Raw genomic sequence first — 16,431 nt, forward strand, 5'->3', positions numbered from 1 at the left:
TTCAGGTTTCTATATACCAACGTGACATGTCACATTTTTCATTTTTACCGTCCACTCATTCACTCAAAATAATTCAACTTCTGGCTGTTCATCCACAATAATCCCCAGTAAGCTGTTAATTATCCAGTTGAGCTCTCTATGTGGAAAGATAACGATGACACCATCTCCTGTAACCTTCTTATCGCCCTCTTTATTTCAATCTTCAGATATTGAACTGTTTTCTCTAAAACAACATGTCGAATCTTTTAACAACTATCTAGAAGAAGCATTCAAGCAAGGTCAGTCGGTCATCGATCTGGTGCATGCACGCAGTGATTATCTTGATGCTCTTTTAACTCGACTATGGCAGGAGTATCAGTTTGATCAACAACCACAAGTGTCATTAGTCGCAGTTGGAGGCTATGGCCGACACGAACTGCACCCTTTATCTGATATTGATATTTTAGTGCTCAGCGCCCAGCCCTTGAGCGACGAAATTGCCGCCAAAATAGGCCAATTTATTACCTTACTGTGGGATTTAAAATTTGATATTGGCCACAGTGTTCGCTCGTTACAGGAGTGTATTGATGCAGGTAACGCCGATTTAACGGTTGCCACTAATCTAATTGAATCAAGACTGATCTGCGGCGACATCACCTTATTTTTGCGCTTACAAAAAACCATATTTAGCGATAACTTTTGGCCTTCAGAGGCCTTTTTTGCCGCAAAATTGACTGAACAGCAAGAGCGTCATCAGCGTTACCACAGCACTAGCTATAACTTAGAACCGGACATTAAAAGCAGTCCAGGTGGCTTACGTGATATACACACGCTACTGTGGGTTGGGAGACGTCATTTCGGCGCGACCACGGTCGATGAAATGGTCGGGTTTGGCTTTTTAACCGAAGAAGAGCGACAAGAACTTAAAGAATGTTTGGCTTTTTTGTGGAAAATTCGTTTTGCATTACATTTAGTGGTTAAACGCTATGATAATCGCCTATTGTTTGATCGTCAGTTTAGCGTTGCCCGTTTGTTGGGTTATGAAGGAGAGAAAAATCAGCCTGTTGAACGCATGATGAAAGATTTTTATCGTGTTACTCGACGCGTGCGTGAGCTCAATCAGATGCTATTGCAGTTATTTGATGACGCGATCCTTGCACTCAATCCCGATGAAAAGCCACGACCACTCGATGAACAATTCCAACTACGCGGTTCGTTTATCGATGTCATTGATGACATGCTATTTATCAAACAACCGGCTGCCATTCTAAAAATGTTCTATTTAATGGCCCGCTATCCGAATATTACAGGGATCTACTCAACAACTTTACGCCAACTACGTTTTGCAAGACGTAATTTGTCAGCACCATTATGTGAATTAGCAGAAGCAAGACAGCTATTCCTTAAAATATTACGTCACCCAAGGGCAATTAAAGGTGCCTTTGTGCCAATGCACTTACATAGTGTATTAAGCGCTTATACGCCCTATTGGAGCAATATTGTTGGCCAAATGCAGTTTGATCTTTTTCATGCCTATACTGTGGATGAGCATACTATCCGTGTGTTACAAAAAATCGATAGTTTTACACATGAAGAAAATCGTCGCGATCACCCATTATGTGTCAGTGTTTATCCCAAATTACTGCATCCTGAAACATTAAGGCTTGCTGCATTATTTCACGATATTGCCAAAGGGCGCTCAGGAGATCACTCTGATTTAGGTTCTGAATTTGTCTATGAATTTGCGATGCAACATAATTATCCCATCAAAGAAGCTGAGCTGGCCTCTTGGTTGGTAAAAAGTCATTTACTCATGTCAGTCACCGCACAGCGCAGAGATATCCAAGATCCCGATGTGATCAAACAGTTTGCCCTCGAAGTGAAAACCGTTCCTCGCTTAAATTATTTAATGTGCCTAACTGTTGCTGATATTTGTGCCACCAATAGCACGCTGTGGAATAGTTGGAAGCAGAGTTTGATCCGTGAGCTATTCCTCTCAACAGAGCATCAACTCAATCAAGGTATACAGAACACACCGGACTTACGTGAGCGCATCCGCCATCACCGCCATCAAGCGCTGGTCCTACTGCGACAATCCCCTATTAATGAAGAAAAGCTCAACAAATTATGGTCTCGCTGCCATGCTGATTATTTCCTGAGACATACGCCATCACAACTCGCTTGGCACGCTTGTAATTTACTCAAGCACGACCTCGAACGACCTTTAGTTTTGATTAGTACACAACCCAAACATGGCGGAACAGAGATTTTTATTTGGTGTCCTGATAAACCTCACTTATTTGCCGCTGTTGCGGGCGAACTTGATAGGCGTAACCTAAGCATTCACAGCGCCCAAATTTTCACCAATAAAGATAATATGGCAATGGATACCTTCGTTGTGCTCGAACCTAATGGCATGCCATTATCAAAAGACCGGTATGAGCAAATCCGTAAAACATTATTGCATGCCGTTCAACAACCTGCGATCCCACTCCCTAAACCACGGACATTACCTTCTAAATTACGTCACTTTACTGTACCGACTAGAGTGAATTTTTTACATTCGACCAACGAACGTCGTAGTTTTATGGAATTATTTGCACTTGATCAGCCAGGCTTGCTTGCTAGAGTGGGTCATGTTTTAGCACAAATGGAAATCTCCTTGTATGGCGCTCGGATCACGACTATTGGTGAAAAAGTCGAAGACTTTTTCGTGCTTGCAGATAAAAATCACCAAGCACTTAATAAAAAAATGCAACAAGAGTTATCAGAAAGGTTGACAGAAACCCTCAATTCGAAGGATAAAACATAACCTTAAAGCAATATTATTACTCGTCCTTAAAGGGGAAAAACAATCAATGCAGCATTTACAAGCAATCATTGAACAAGCATTTGAAGACAGAGCCTCAATAACGCCGTCTACAGTGACACCAGCAATTCATCAAGCAGTCACAGAAACAATTGCATTACTCGATAGCGGTAAACTCCGTGTCGCAGAAAAAATTGATGGGGTTTGGGTTACCCATCAATGGCTGAAAAAAGCCGTATTGCTTTCATTCCGTATTCACGATAATCAGGTAATAGAGGGTGCAGAGAGTCGTTACTTTGATAAAGTGCCAATGAAATTTGCAGATTATGACCAAGCTCGTTTTGAACGGGAAGGTTTCCGCGTTGTGCCACCAGCCGCAGTTCGCCAAGGCGCTTACATCGCTAAAAATAGTGTGCTGATGCCTTCTTATGTCAATATCGGTGCTTATGTTGATGAAGGAACGATGGTTGATACGTGGGCTACCGTTGGTTCTTGTGCTCAAATTGGTAAAAACGTTCACTTATCTGGTGGTGTTGGTATTGGTGGTGTACTTGAACCTTTACAAGCAAACCCAACAATTATTGAAGACAATTGCTTTATTGGGGCACGTTCTGAAATCGTTGAAGGTGTAATTGTTGAAGAAGGATCTGTGATTTCAATGGGCGTATACATCGGCCAAAGTACCAAAATTTATGACCGAGAAACTGGCGAAATTCATTATGGTCGCGTACCAGCCGGCTCAGTCGTTGTATCGGGTAACTTACCGTCAAAAGATGGCAGTTATAGCCTGTACTGCGCAGTGATCGTTAAAAAAGTTGACGAAAAAACACGCGGTAAAGTGGGGATTAACGAATTACTCAGAAGTATTGATTAAGCCCCTCTCCTAAGTGGCTAAAAATCGAGCCAACCTCTTTCACTATCCAAAAAATGATTAACCCCCTTTTATTTCAAGGGGGGGTTTGTCAAATCAAATATTTCACGCATAATATTGTTTTAAACAATGACTCTGTATTTCTACCATTCTCGATTTTCTATAATTCGGTGAACTTTATGTACGATAATCTAAAAAGTTTAGGTATTAGTAATCCGCAAGATATTGATCGTTATACACTACGCCAAGAAGCCAATAACGATATTTTAAAAATCTATTTTCGCAAAGATAAAGGTGAATTTTTCGCCAAAAGCGTGAAATTTAAATATCCACGTCAGCGCAAAACGGTTGCCGCAGCAGATGGCAGCAACAATTTCAAAGAAATTAATGAAATTAACTCAAACCTGCGCTATGCAATTGAAGAGCTAGACCAAATTTGTCAAACCGTCAGCACAGACATTGATTTGAAACATAAGATTCTGGATGATTTACGCCATCTTGAGCACGTTGTTTCAAATAAAATCGCTGAAATTGAAGCTGATCTTGAAAAACTAACTCGCAAATAATAATGCTATTGTCTTAACAGCACCGTAAAATATACTCGCGGTGCTGATATTTACAGTAGTTCAGCCCAAGATTGTAACCACGATTTTGCATACTCTTCAGGCATATCTTCTTCAAGCGCATCGATAAACAGAACATCGCCAATTCTTGTTGCCGATTGTTCAGTAAGTAACTCATCAAAACGTTTCCCTGCACCACAGAAGTTCTCATAACTACTGTCACCAAGCGCAATTAAGCCATAGCGTAATTCAGGTTGATATCCAACCACATCTTGGATTTCATAAAATAATGGAGCAATTGTGTCAGGCAAATCCCCTTGCCCCGTTGATGAAGTGATGATTAACGCAATACCTTCACCACCATTGTATTGTTGCCAGTCATTAAGAATGGGTTCATCAAAAATGGTTATCTCATGACCCAATTGCTCTAATATTTCCTTAGCAGATTCAGCCACTGCTAAAGAGTTACCGTAAACTGTTCCTACAAAAATACCAATCTTTGACATGAACACCTCCATTAAATTTACTGCTTATATTCTAAATAATTCAGAGTGCAGCTAGGCAGCAAGCGAAGATAGGCGAGGAGCATAGATAAACTATGTGACTCGGCTAGCTGAGCGTAGTCAACAACGCTGCAACTTGAAGTATGACGAGTATATCAATCCAATTTGATCATACCTAAGCTATCAGCCACCTGTTGCCAACCAAACTGGTTAATCAACGATAGCCATGATCCATCCCATTTAGCCACTAATGATAGCCGCTCCCCCGAAATAGGGTGACTTAATATTAACTGAGTTGCATGCAACATGAGCCGTGAAACTGCGAAATTTTGGCTAATACCACGATTTTGCCGCAGATCGCCATGCTTACTATCCCCAATAATAGGATGACGAATGTGCGACATATGACGTCTTAATTGATGTTTTCTACCCGTTTCCGGCTTTAATTCTAATAAGCTAAAACGCGATGTAGGATATCGACCAATAGCAATGGGACATTCGACTTGAGCCAGTGGCAAACAATGAGTCACGCACTCTTGCAGTGCTGGCTCACGAGTTGCATATTTGTCGGCTATTTTATCCAGCTGCTCCAGCAGTGGATAATCAATGGTTTGAGCTTCTTCAACATAACCTCTAACCACTGCATGATAAATTTTTTCAATTTGATGAGATTCAAATTGAGCTGCTAATAACCGTGCAACTTCACTTGAAAGCGCAAATAACAGAACCCCAGAAGTTGGCCTATCGAGACGATGAATTGGATAAACAAACTGACCAATTTGGTCACGTAATGTTTGCATCACAAATACGGTTTCTTTGCTATCGAGCCAGCTCCGATGAACTAACATGCCAGCAGGTTTATTCACTGCAACCATGAATTCATCATGGTAAATAATTTCTAACATCAATAAATTACCTGCATGATCCAGTGCTAAAAAAGCTATCTAACTCACGCAAATGCTCAAGTAATAAGCTATATTGCGCTTCTTCATCATGCTTATACGCTTCTTCGAAATAAGGAGTAATAGCAAAGGCGCCAGGTAAAACAGCATTTTGCTCAATAAGTGCATATAAACGCGGGATCAGCACCCATTGCAACCATTCGGTGGCTTCCATAGTATCAATCGAAAAAGGCTCCGTGCTTTCAAAAGCTTCAGGGCTAGGCGGATATTCATTCCATAGCGATTTCGCTCTCATCTCTTCTTCAATATGACGAAGCTTTTCGATGATCCGCAGTTCAATATTCATAATTCACTCACTCGATAAAATTGACTCAATTATACGACATATTCCTTATTAACTCTGTCGTATATATGGGGTTTGCAACAATCAAAAACAATTAAGCTCTCACAAGTATTACTCGTGCTTTCACGTAGAACATTTTACCGCAAGTTATTTTTGTAAAGTTATTTAAGGTTTATTTAACTTTTGTTGTAGTTCAGAGGCGCATTATTGTTCGCTTTTATATCATCCAAATAAAAGATAACTCAACAATCAAGCATGGTTATATATGGGATTATTAAAACAGTGGCGCAATCAGAATAAAATTTGGCAATCCATAAATAAGGGTTATGATAATTTAAAACGACAAGCACGTATTGCCAAACTTCCTAAAAAACCTTATCAGCAATTCCAAATCATGTGTGAAAATTACACTAGTGCTCGCATGTCTAAGCAATTTAGCCATACTCCTGATTTTGCTGAGCGCCCACTAAATAAATATTTGCACCGCAAATGGAATGGAAAGCAAAAACTACTAACAGCAAGTTATACATTAGAGCTGATAGAAAAAACCTTTACTGCTGACGCTATTCAAGCAATGTTTTCTACAGAACGTAAAGGTTTAAATGTAGCCAATATCGAACTGAAATCAGGCGATTTTGCTCAATTAAAACTTGTGTATTCTGCATTCCCAAGAGAGGGAGACTTGACCTTACATTTGTTCAACGAATTTGGTGATGATATCTACTTAATGAGCTTTTCATTCGGTACAGAAGGCCAACTCTATGTATGCTCGCTGCAAGGGCCATCAACAGAACAAAGTACAGAGCAAGTTAAATCTATTACTAAGCAAATGCATAATATGCGTCCTAAAAACCTTTTAATGTCAGCGATATATGCCGTTGCTGCATTTTTCCATTGCACCGCTATTTTAGGTATTTCAAATAATAGCCATATCAAACGTCAACATTTGAAATCGAGTTATGATAATTTTTGGCAAGAATGCAATGCAACAGCAAACAGTGATGGCTGGTATTACTTGCCATTAACTGAGCCAGTTCGTGATATTGAATCGGTTAAAAGCCAACACCGTTCCGCATTTCGTAAACGTGAAGCGTTAAGAGAAGCGATGTATCAAAGTGTTTTAAGCTCACTATCGCAGTATTCTGTGGATCCAAACAAGCAGAGCAAGACGCTTAATTAATAAAAAAAAGCCAGCCAACAAGTGGGGTTGACTGGCTTATCTCATGTTTTAAATGGTGTTACTGCATCCTGCAATGACGACATCCTGCCGTTGACATCCTGTCTCTGTAAACAGTTTAGTGAGCTACATGCATCACTTAGCCATCCTTGACCCTGTATTACTGATAGAATTGCTGAGCAAGTGCACCCTCACCCAGCCGTTTAAGAATGTATTAAAAACATTAATGAAACAACCTAGTAAAACAAATTAAAAAAAAACTATAAAACTTGATTTACGTAGGTTGATAGTAACCACATGAAATTAAAAATTTAAATAATTCTCATTTAGATAAATTAAGAAATTTAGAGCTTATCTCTTCATTAATTTGTAAGTCATTTCCTACAAGTAAAATCCTCAATAGCTTACTCGACATGCTCTAAGATAGGTGATAGTTTGCCAATAAATTGGGCTAAATCAGGGGCTAATACTTTTCGTTCCTTACTACCAAATTTTTCTAAAATAATTTCCCCAGTTAAGTTACACAAAGAAATCATTTCTAAATCGGATTCTAATGTAGCTATAAATAATGTTGGTGATAGTTTCAAACGTTTCTGAGTGACTAAATGACCAATTAAATTTTCTTGTAACCGTATAAAATCATCTTCATTCCACACCTGAACCAGACTCAACGTTTGATCTTGGAATTTTGCTTTCATATCTCCCGCAAGCTGTGTGGTATAAAAATCATGGATCGCGGGCTGTAGCTCAATATCTAATGCAATCGCCACTTTATCTAAGTTTTTATTCTGCTCAGGAAATGCCTGCGGTTCCCAATACACCCAGTTTTCACCTGTGCGCACAATACAAGGGGAAGGTATACCATAAAGTTCGGTTGAGGCAGGAGGTAACCCCGTATGCTCCAGCCACATCGCGACATATTGTTGAGTAAAATGAGTTAGTGCTTCAGAGACAGTCATATTCATGTTTATTTAATTATTCAGAATGTTATTAATAGAGATGGCGGCAATGTCGTTAATAAGTGATATTATGGCAGAAATTAACTAATGAATGAACACACCTCATTGTTAACGGCATTTATGCTCTAAATAATTCGAGATGCAGCTAAGCAAAGGTGAATGAGTCGCTAAAGGCATTGTAAGCACAGTGGCTAGTGTGACCATTCCCCGACAAAAGAGCCACACCTTGAAACATAAAGAGCATAGCTCAACCGATGACGTTTTAAGGATCAACATGTCACACTATCAGAATAACCCTGCTTTGGATAACCTTACATTAGGCAAAAAAACGGCATATTATGACCAATATGATCCAAGCCTATTGCAAGCCGTTCCTCGTAGCCTAAATAGGGATCCACTCGATATTCACGCTGACAATCTTCCTTTCCATGGTGCCGATATTTGGACTTTATATGAGCTTTCATGGCTAAACAGCAAAGGGGTTCCCCAAGTCGCTATTGGCTTAGTCAGTGTCGATGCCCAAAGCGAAAATCTAATCGAATCGAAAAGTTTTAAGCTTTACCTTAATAGTTTCAACCAAACACGTTATGAAACTTGGGAAAATGTGCGAAGCGTTTTGCAAAATGATCTCTGCGGCTGTGCTAATGGAAAAGTTAGCGTTACACTCCATAAACTTGATGAGTTTTCACAACAGCCCATTAATCAGTTCCAAGGTATCTGTATTGATGATTTGGATATTGAAATAAATGATTATGAATTCAATCGTGAGTTCCTAGCGGGTAGTAGCGAAAGTGACATAGTTGAAGAAACACTAGTCAGCCATTTATTGAAATCGAATTGCCTGATCACTAATCAACCTGATTGGGGTTCAGTACAAATTCATTATCGTGGCCCTAAAATTAACCGTGAAGCATTACTACGCTATTTGGTTTCTTTTCGTCATCATAATGAATTTCATGAACAGTGCGTAGAACGCATTTTTAATGACATAAAACAACTGTGCAACCCTGGAAAACTCAGTGTTTATGCACGTTATACTCGCCGAGGTGGTCTTGATATCAACCCATGGCGCAGCAATACACTATTTACGCCTGAAATAGGACGTTTAGCACGGCAATAAGCAAATTAAGTTAATTGAAATAATTTTTCCCTTTGGGATAAAGGAGAGTTACTTGATTACTCATATCAGTCCATTAGGATCCATGGATCTCTTGTCTCAACTCGAAGTTGATATGTTAAAGCGCACTGCCAGCAGCCATCTCTATCGGCTGTTTAGGAACTGCTCATTAGCAGTGTTAAATTCAGGCAGCTTAACTGATAATAGTAAAGATTTATTAGATAAACACACTGACTTTGACATCAATGTGTTACGCCGTGAGCGAGGTGTTAAACTTGAGCTAATTAATCCACCGCAAGAAGCATTTGTGGATGGTAAAATTATTCGTTCAATTCAAGCTAACTTGTTTGCTGTATTGCGTGACATTCTCTTTGTACATGGCCAAATCATCTATGCAGAACAAAAACTGCATCTCGATTTAGAAAATAGCGCTCATCTTACTAATATCATTTTCTCAATATTACGTAATGCACGAACGCTACACCTCGATGAAGATCCTAGCATGATCGTTTGCTGGGGGGGGCACTCAATCAATGAAGTTGAGTACCTCTATGGACGTAAAGTTGGTAATGAGCTCGGTTTACGTGAGTTGAACATTTGTACGGGATGTGGACCGGGTGCAATGGAAGCACCAATGAAAGGTGCCGCAGTAGGTCATGCGCAGCAACGCTATAAAAATAGCCGCTTTATTGGCCTGACCGAGCCTTCTATTATTGCTGCTGAGCCACCTAACCCTCTGGTTAATGAGCTGATCATCATGCCGGATATTGAAAAGCGCCTTGAAGCATTCGTTCGCTTAGCTCATGGTATTATTATCTTCCCGGGCGGTGTGGGTACAGCTGAAGAGTTACTCTATCTATTGGGTATTTTGATGGATCCTGAAAATAGTGAACAAGTATTGCCTCTGATTTTGACCGGTCCAAAAGAAAGTGCTGAATATTTTGCGGTATTGGATGATTTTATTCGCCATACACTGGGTGATGAAGCTAGCAAACATTACCAAATCATTATCGACGACCCGCAAGAAGTTGCTCGTGTCATGAAAAAGCATATGCCTCTGGTCAAAGACAATCGCCGTAGTACAGGTGATGCCTATAGCTTCAACTGGTCAATAAAGATCAATTCAGAGCTACAGCATCCGTTCGAACCAACCCATGAAAACATGGCGTCACTTAACTTAAATCCAAATCAATCCCCTGAGAAATTAGCTTCCGACTTACGTCGTGCTTTCTCCGGTATTGTGGCGGGTAACGTGAAAGAAGTTGGCATGAAAGCCATAGAGCAGCATGGACCATTCAAGATCCACGGTGATAAAGAAATCATGCAACGCATGGATACCTTATTACGTGGCTTCGTTAACCAACATCGTATGAAGCTCCCGGGTGGAACCGCCTATGAGCCTTGCTACGAAATAGTAAAATAATCACTAACAGGCCAAGGATGGCAAAAATTTTATGATCCACTTATTAATTATTGATGCACTCAACTTAATTCGTCGCATACATGCTGTCCAAGGTAGCCCTTGCGGCGATGCTTGTATGTCTGCCGTTATACAGCTAATCGCACACTCTTCACCAACACATATTGTTGCTGTCTTTGATGAAGAAGGTCGACACCATAGCTGGAGACATGAAAAATTACCTGACTATAAAGCAGGTAGGCAGCCCATGCCTGAAAATTTGCAAGCCGAGCTTCCTCAGCTGATACAGCAATTTGAGTCTAGAGGCATCCATTGCTGGCAATCAAGTGGTGATGAAGCTGACGATCTAGCAGCAACATTGGCAAAGAAAATCGCTGATGCAGGCCAAACAGTGACTATTGTTTCAACGGATAAAGGCTACTGCCAACTGTTATCACCATCAATTCGCATCCGTGATTATTTTCAAAAGCGCTGGCTAGATGTCCCTTTTATTGAAAAAGAATTTGGCGTAAAACCTCACCAATTGCCTGATTATTGGGGACTTGCAGGGATCAGCAGTAGTAAAGTTCCGGGGGTAACAGGGATCGGAGCCAAAAGCGCGACTCAACTTTTACAGCAGTATCATTCGATTGAAAACTTGTATGCCAATTTAGATACAGTTGATGAAAAATGGCGAAAAAAACTCACTGGGCAGTTGGATATCGCCAAAATTTGTCGCGACATCGCGACACTAAAAACGGATATTAAATTACAAGGGAATTTAAACCAACTGCGTTATCAGGGGACATTGAATACCCCATAAAAAACCGAGCCTTAAATGGCTCGGTAGGTTATTAAGATTATCTAATCGCTAATCACGAATTGGTGCGTATGCAGACCAAATTCGTTGAACATGTACTGTAATTTCTTCACGATCGTGATAGAGCTGCTTCGCTTGAATACGCACGTTAATACCCTGTTCGGTTAATTGAGTACGCATCTTTTCAAGGATGTGAGCAACTTCCTCATAGCGTTTTTTCATTGGCAATTTTAAGTTAAAAATGGCTTCACGACACCAACCCTGTAGCAACCACTCCGTCATAAGTGCCGCAACTTTAGCTGGCTTTTCAACCATATCACACACTAACCAAGTGATATTGTTGGTGCTAGGCTGGAATTTAAAACCATCTACTCGATGATGCTTAACTTGCCCTGTATCCATTAAACTCTGAGCCATCGGACCATTATCAACCGCATGTACCATCATACTGCGTTTTACTAACTGGTAAGTCCAACCTCCGGGGCATGCCCCTAAATCAACGGCATTCATACCGCTACCTAAGCGCTCATCCCATTCATCATAAGGAATAAACACATGGAATGCCTCTTCAAGTTTCAATGTTGAACGACTTGGTGCATCCGATGGAAACTTCAGACGAGGGATCCCCATATAAAATGGAGAGCTGTTTGTACTATATGAATAACCTGTATAACAGCAGCCTGATGCAATAAAGAAAACATGGATAACAGGACGTTTAAAGTTTTCTTTCGCTAATAAGATTTTTTCCTGCCTTAACGCATTACGTAGAGGCACCGTAAATTTACGGCAAAATTTCATTAACTCTTTGCTTTCATTAGTATCTGCTACTTCAACCCGAACATCACCAGCACGCTCGACTTGCTCCTTAAGTGCATTTACTATTGGTGTAATGCGATCCTCTGGAGGTAGATCCTTAAGTAATTCACCCACCACAATCATTTGACGTGCAAAAATTAGCTCACGAAAAGGTAACTCACGAGCAAGCTTATCGGCATCTTCAGCCTGATAACATTCAAAAATAACATAACCGCTATTTTCTTTAACGCGAGCAAAACCATAAACTTCTTTCTGCCCTGCTTTGTCTGTAATTTCTGCCGCACACTCTTTTTCAAAACCTGGACGACAATATAATGCAATTTTATTACTCATGGCGTAACGCCGGTTTCCTTAGACGCATAGCGCCGATAACGACCAACAGCCAGCCAATAAGAAAACACACTCCCCCTATTGGCGTAAAATAGGAAAAGTATTTTACCTGTAACAAGGCCATACAATAAAGGCTACCACTAAAAAGAAGTATCCCTACAGCAAAAAAAACGCCACACCAGTAGAACCACAAAATCACTTTACGCAATAAAATAGCTCCCAGTACCATTAAGGCAACGGTGTGTAACATTTGATAACGTAAACCAATTTCAATCCATTCCATCTGATGCGCACTCATGACTGATGAAAGTGCATGGGAACCAATCGCACCAAAAGCGACACTAAAAAAGCCACTAATCCCTGCAAAAATCAACATCAAACGACTATTCACAGTAACACCTTCTTTTAACTATACGCGTCACACTTCAAGTCATATAGATTGCAGAATCTATTAACAGATAACTACTTTTTATCATGATTTGAAGCATTATTGGCATGTATGATTACTGAATAAGCGCCACATCCTGGTCACCCATAATAAAACCCAATTTTTCTTGTTCACTCGCTGCCTGAGCCAGGATCCATTGACGAAATGCGGCTATTTTTCCTAAATCCGCTTGGTTTTCCTGACAAACAAGGTAGAACGCGTTTTTACTGACAAGCACCTCACTAAATGGGCAAACCAGACGACCTGCGTCAATTTCATTTTTAGCCATTACATTATTGGTTAATGCCACCCCTTGCCCGTGTACCGCAGCTTGGATCACCATAGCACTATGACTAAAAATTGGACCTTGTTGTACATTGACAACGTTGTGCAATTCTAATTGGCGAATGTAAGCTTGCCAATCCCGACGAGAAGAATCATGCAATAAAGTATGATTCACTAGATCTTCGGGTTGCTTTAACTGGTGTGCTCCAGTTAGTAATGCCGGAGAACAAACAGGCATTAAATACTCGGCGTACAACCTATCGGTTCGAAGACCCGACCAATTGCCACGCCCATAAAAAATAGCCACATCAACATCATCAGCTAATTTATCTTCTTCCCTATCAACAGCTTGAATACGTACATCAATACCAGGGTAGGCTTGATTAAAACTTGAAAGACGCGGTACAAGCCATTGAATAGCAAAACTAGGGGATAAACTAACGGTCAACGCCCCTTTTGCGCTACGCGCCTGTAATTTTCTTGTCGCCTCATTAATTGAGGAAAATATTTCTTTAATATCAAGGTAGTAACTCTGCCCATCTTCCGTTAATAGCAGTGAACGGTTACGACGACGAAATAGTTTCAAGCCAAGAAAATCTTCCAAACTTTTCATTTGATGGCTAACAGCTGCTTGGGTAACGAATAATTCCTCTGCCGCTTTAGTAAAACTTAAATGACGAGCGGCTGCATCAAATACCCTTAACGCATTAAGTGGCGGTAATCTTTTAGACATAATCACTTCTACTCGACATGGTTACATGCATTAGTTTTTTTCATCCGAAGCATTATAAATTGTCCATTGAGGATACGCCAGTAAATACCTATAGTATGCCCACTTCCTAAGCCGGAACGAAAAGTTACAGAGTTTAGTTACTTTGGAACTTTTGGCTTTGTGGTTGTGATGTTGTGTTTGCAAGTTGTCTGGATATACCAGACTTTGTAGCGTTAGCTACTGTTTTTTTCACTTCCTGTACATTTACCCTGTCTGTCCATAGTGATTTTTGTGATGCACCGCTAAAATGCGGTGCTTTTTTTTCTAACAACACAAAAAAGTCTAAAAAAGACAAGCATTCATTAGTTTACAAAAAATATCCTTAGTAAGATATTTAAGATAAATCTTGAATTTGATGCAGTTACAGATCTAAGTGCCTACTCAATATATTCTAAACTATTCGAGGTACAACTCAGTGACTAGTACAAATGAAAATAGTCACACTTCCTCCACAGAAAGCACTACACTAAGGTATGATGAGTGATAAATAAAAGTGATTGCAATATGACCTAAAACACATAATCATTTCTGTGTAGTCTTAATCACCCTAACACCGAATAAATGTAACAAGATATTTCAATGGTAGATCTAGAATATCATTATTAGTATTGATTACAAATAAAACGCTCAAATTTCAGATACAGAACACACTCAGATAAAGAATAAATAAAATGCATTATTTTTCTGCAAAACAATTTCGCGATCAGTTTCCTGCTATTCATTCTCAAACTATCTTCCTTGATAGCGCGGCCACATCACTAAAACCTTCATTAATGTCTCAAGCCTCTGATGATTATTATCGCTATTCAGGAAGCTCGGTGTATCGTGGTCAATCTCCTGAAGCATTAACAACAACAAAAAATTATGAGCTAGGGCGTAATCGGGCTGCACAATTGATCAATGCGCAAAGCGATAAAAATATTATCTGGACACGTGGAACAACTGAGTCAATTAACCTAATTACCCAAAGTTATTTTAGAAATAATTTAGCACCTAATGATGAAATCATTGTTAGTGAATTAGAACATCACTCCAATTTATTACCTTGGATTATTCTTGCTCAACAAACTGGTGCTAAAATTATTAAATGGCCGGTGAATAAACATTACACTTTAGATATAGAGAGCCTTAAACCTCGATTGAGCTCACGAACAAAAGTCGTTGTGATTACCCAAATGTCAAATGTAACTGGCTTTCAACCCGATATTGCACAAATAACGCTATTAGCCCATTCTGTAGGCGCCCTAATTGTCGTTGATGGTGCCCAAGGGGTCGTTCACTGCCCTATTGATGTCAGTGAGATGGATATCGATTTCTATGCATTCTCTGCACACAAACTCTATGGCCCAACAGGATTAGGTGTGTGCTATGGCAAAACAGAGCTGCTCGCTAAAATGCCACCATGGCACGGAGGAGGGAAAATGCTCACAGAGGTTAATTTTGAACATTTTACTCCAGCTCCTGTTCCATACTGCTTTGAAGCAGGCACACCGAATATTGCGGGCGTTATCGCTTTTTCTGCGGCTCTTGAATGGCTTGATACAATTGACTTGCCTCAATCTGAAACATACTGCTGCGCTTTAATTGAATATGCATACCAGCAATTGAAGCAATTACCCGGTTTTATTTGTTACAGCCAGCCAAACTCACCTCTACTTGCTTTCAATTTTGCAGGGATCCACTTTAGTGATTTAGGGCTATTGTTGACTGAACAAAAAATTGCATTACGCTATGGTCAACACTGCGCACAACCGTTAATGGATGCGATGGCAATTAGTGGTTGTTTACGTATTTCGGTTATGCCATATAATGATCAGCAAGACATTGATAAATTTATTAATGCAGTCAAATTTGCACTCTCGATATTAAATGATGAAGATGAATAAGGAAGCCTAATGACTTCAATAACACCGACATTTGCTCCACACCCGTTTGGTACGGAGTTAAAAATCGAGGAAATGATAGAACAGTTTTCGACACAAAAAGCGTGGGAAGATAAATATCGTTTACTCATCCAACTCGCTCGCCAACTTCCAGTTTTGACTGAAGAGCAAAAACAGCAGACCCAAGAAGTTAAAGGATGCGAAAATCGAGTATGGATTGGTGCTAGGCTCAATGACGACCAAACTTTTCACTTCTACGGTGATAGTGAAGGACGCGTTGTAAAAGGTTTATTTGCGCTTTTACTCGCCGCTGTTGAACAAAAAAATAGCCAAGAAATTTTGGCTATTGATTTCAAAGAAATTTTGAATAAAACTGGTCTTACAGGGCAGCTCAGTGAGTCAAGGCAAAATGGAATAGCCTCATTAATCACCACTATTCAGAACTTTGCAAGTGAAATGACCCCAACAGAATAGTT

Annotated in this window: 16 protein-coding genes; 9 read left to right on the forward strand and 7 right to left on the reverse strand. The window is 40.0% G+C overall.

What is annotated here, in order from left to right; genetic code table 11:
• Positions 1-154 precede the first annotated feature (154 nt).
• From glnD to JI723_RS15820, 3 genes are all read left to right on the forward strand, one after another.
• Positions 155-2,791: a bifunctional uridylyltransferase/uridylyl-removing protein GlnD gene (gene glnD / locus JI723_RS15810; RefSeq protein WP_272580650.1), complete on the forward strand. Its 2,637-nt coding sequence runs from the start codon at positions 155-157 to the stop codon at positions 2,789-2,791.
• Positions 2,792-2,837: 46 nt separating this feature from the next.
• Positions 2,838-3,662 carry a 2,3,4,5-tetrahydropyridine-2,6-dicarboxylate N-succinyltransferase gene (gene dapD, locus JI723_RS15815; RefSeq protein WP_140180474.1) on the forward strand — a complete coding sequence of 275 codons (825 nt, stop codon included), beginning with the start codon at positions 2,838-2,840 and terminating at the stop codon, positions 3,660-3,662.
• A 176-nt stretch (positions 3,663-3,838) separates the two neighbouring features.
• Positions 3,839-4,225 carry a DUF3461 family protein gene (locus JI723_RS15820; protein WP_070927333.1) on the forward strand — a complete coding sequence of 129 codons (387 nt, stop codon included), beginning with the start codon at positions 3,839-3,841 and terminating at the stop codon, positions 4,223-4,225.
• 50 nt (positions 4,226-4,275) lie between these two features.
• Here the strand turns inward: JI723_RS15820 and JI723_RS15825 are convergent, their stop codons facing one another.
• The 3 genes from JI723_RS15825 to JI723_RS15835 form a co-directional block, all read right to left on the reverse strand.
• A complete protein-coding gene (locus tag JI723_RS15825; protein ID WP_070927331.1) occupies positions 4,276-4,728 on the reverse strand; it encodes a flavodoxin in 453 nt (150 codons plus the stop codon).
• A gap of 152 nt (positions 4,729-4,880) precedes the next feature.
• Positions 4,881-5,630, reverse strand: a complete 750-nt coding sequence (gene truC, locus JI723_RS15830) for a tRNA pseudouridine(65) synthase TruC (RefSeq protein WP_272580651.1) — start codon at positions 5,628-5,630, stop codon at positions 4,881-4,883.
• A gap of 7 nt (positions 5,631-5,637) precedes the next feature.
• Positions 5,638-5,973, reverse strand: coding sequence for a YqcC family protein (locus JI723_RS15835; protein WP_140185886.1), 336 nt, complete (start codon positions 5,971-5,973; stop codon positions 5,638-5,640).
• Between the two features lie 262 nt (positions 5,974-6,235).
• Between JI723_RS15835 and JI723_RS15840 the strand changes: the two genes are divergently transcribed.
• A complete protein-coding gene (locus JI723_RS15840) occupies positions 6,236-7,150 on the forward strand; it encodes a VirK/YbjX family protein (RefSeq protein ID WP_070927327.1) in 915 nt (304 codons plus the stop codon).
• A 401-nt stretch (positions 7,151-7,551) separates the two neighbouring features.
• Here JI723_RS15840 and syd read toward each other — a convergent pair whose 3' ends face one another.
• On the reverse strand, positions 7,552-8,112 hold the full coding sequence (gene syd, locus JI723_RS15845; protein ID WP_272580652.1) for a SecY-interacting protein: 561 nt from the start codon (positions 8,110-8,112) through the stop codon (positions 7,552-7,554).
• Positions 8,113-8,380: 268 nt separating this feature from the next.
• Here syd and queF point away from each other — a divergent pair, with 268 nt between their 5' ends.
• Genes queF through xni form a run of 3 tightly spaced genes read left to right on the forward strand, consistent with a single transcriptional unit; the run spans position 8,381 to position 11,445 of the window.
• Positions 8,381-9,226, forward strand: coding sequence for an NADPH-dependent 7-cyano-7-deazaguanine reductase QueF (queF, locus tag JI723_RS15850; RefSeq protein ID WP_272580653.1), 846 nt, complete (start codon positions 8,381-8,383; stop codon positions 9,224-9,226).
• A gap of 52 nt (positions 9,227-9,278) precedes the next feature.
• Entirely contained in the window at positions 9,279-10,646 is a 1,368-nt protein-coding gene (gene ppnN, locus JI723_RS15855; RefSeq protein WP_140180462.1) for a nucleotide 5'-monophosphate nucleosidase PpnN, read from the forward strand.
• A 31-nt stretch (positions 10,647-10,677) separates the two neighbouring features.
• Positions 10,678-11,445 (forward strand): flap endonuclease Xni, encoded by a 768-nt coding sequence (xni, locus tag JI723_RS15860; RefSeq protein WP_272580654.1) that lies wholly within the window; start codon positions 10,678-10,680, stop codon positions 11,443-11,445.
• Between the two features lie 48 nt (positions 11,446-11,493).
• On the opposite strand, the gene rlmM is transcribed toward xni, so the two are convergent.
• From rlmM to JI723_RS15875, 3 genes are all read right to left on the reverse strand, one after another.
• The gene (gene rlmM, locus JI723_RS15865; RefSeq protein ID WP_070927319.1) at positions 11,494-12,591 is read right to left on the reverse strand and encodes a 23S rRNA (cytidine(2498)-2'-O)-methyltransferase RlmM; all 1,098 of its coding nucleotides are present in this window, start codon (positions 12,589-12,591) and stop codon (positions 11,494-11,496) included.
• Positions 12,584-12,979, reverse strand: coding sequence for a DUF423 domain-containing protein (locus tag JI723_RS15870; protein ID WP_070927317.1), 396 nt, complete (start codon positions 12,977-12,979; stop codon positions 12,584-12,586). The genes rlmM and JI723_RS15870 overlap by 8 nt, the downstream gene beginning before the upstream one ends.
• Positions 12,980-13,091: 112 nt before the next feature.
• Positions 13,092-14,033 carry a transcriptional regulator GcvA gene (locus tag JI723_RS15875; RefSeq protein ID WP_140180458.1) on the reverse strand — a complete coding sequence of 314 codons (942 nt, stop codon included), beginning with the start codon at positions 14,031-14,033 and terminating at the stop codon, positions 13,092-13,094.
• 710 nt (positions 14,034-14,743) lie between these two features.
• On the opposite strand from JI723_RS15875, the gene csdA reads away from it, so the two are divergent.
• Together csdA and csdE are read left to right on the forward strand one after the other, a co-directional pair.
• A complete protein-coding gene (gene csdA, locus JI723_RS15880) occupies positions 14,744-15,958 on the forward strand; it encodes a cysteine desulfurase CsdA (RefSeq protein ID WP_272580655.1) in 1,215 nt (404 codons plus the stop codon).
• A 9-nt stretch (positions 15,959-15,967) separates the two neighbouring features.
• Complete coding sequence (csdE, locus tag JI723_RS15885; RefSeq protein ID WP_070927312.1) at positions 15,968-16,429, forward strand: cysteine desulfurase sulfur acceptor subunit CsdE; 462 nt, start codon at positions 15,968-15,970, stop codon at positions 16,427-16,429.
• Positions 16,430-16,431 lie beyond the last annotated feature (2 nt).

The organism is Providencia manganoxydans (assembly GCF_016618195.1).
Taxonomy (GTDB): Bacteria; Pseudomonadota; Gammaproteobacteria; order Enterobacterales; family Enterobacteriaceae; genus Providencia; species Providencia manganoxydans.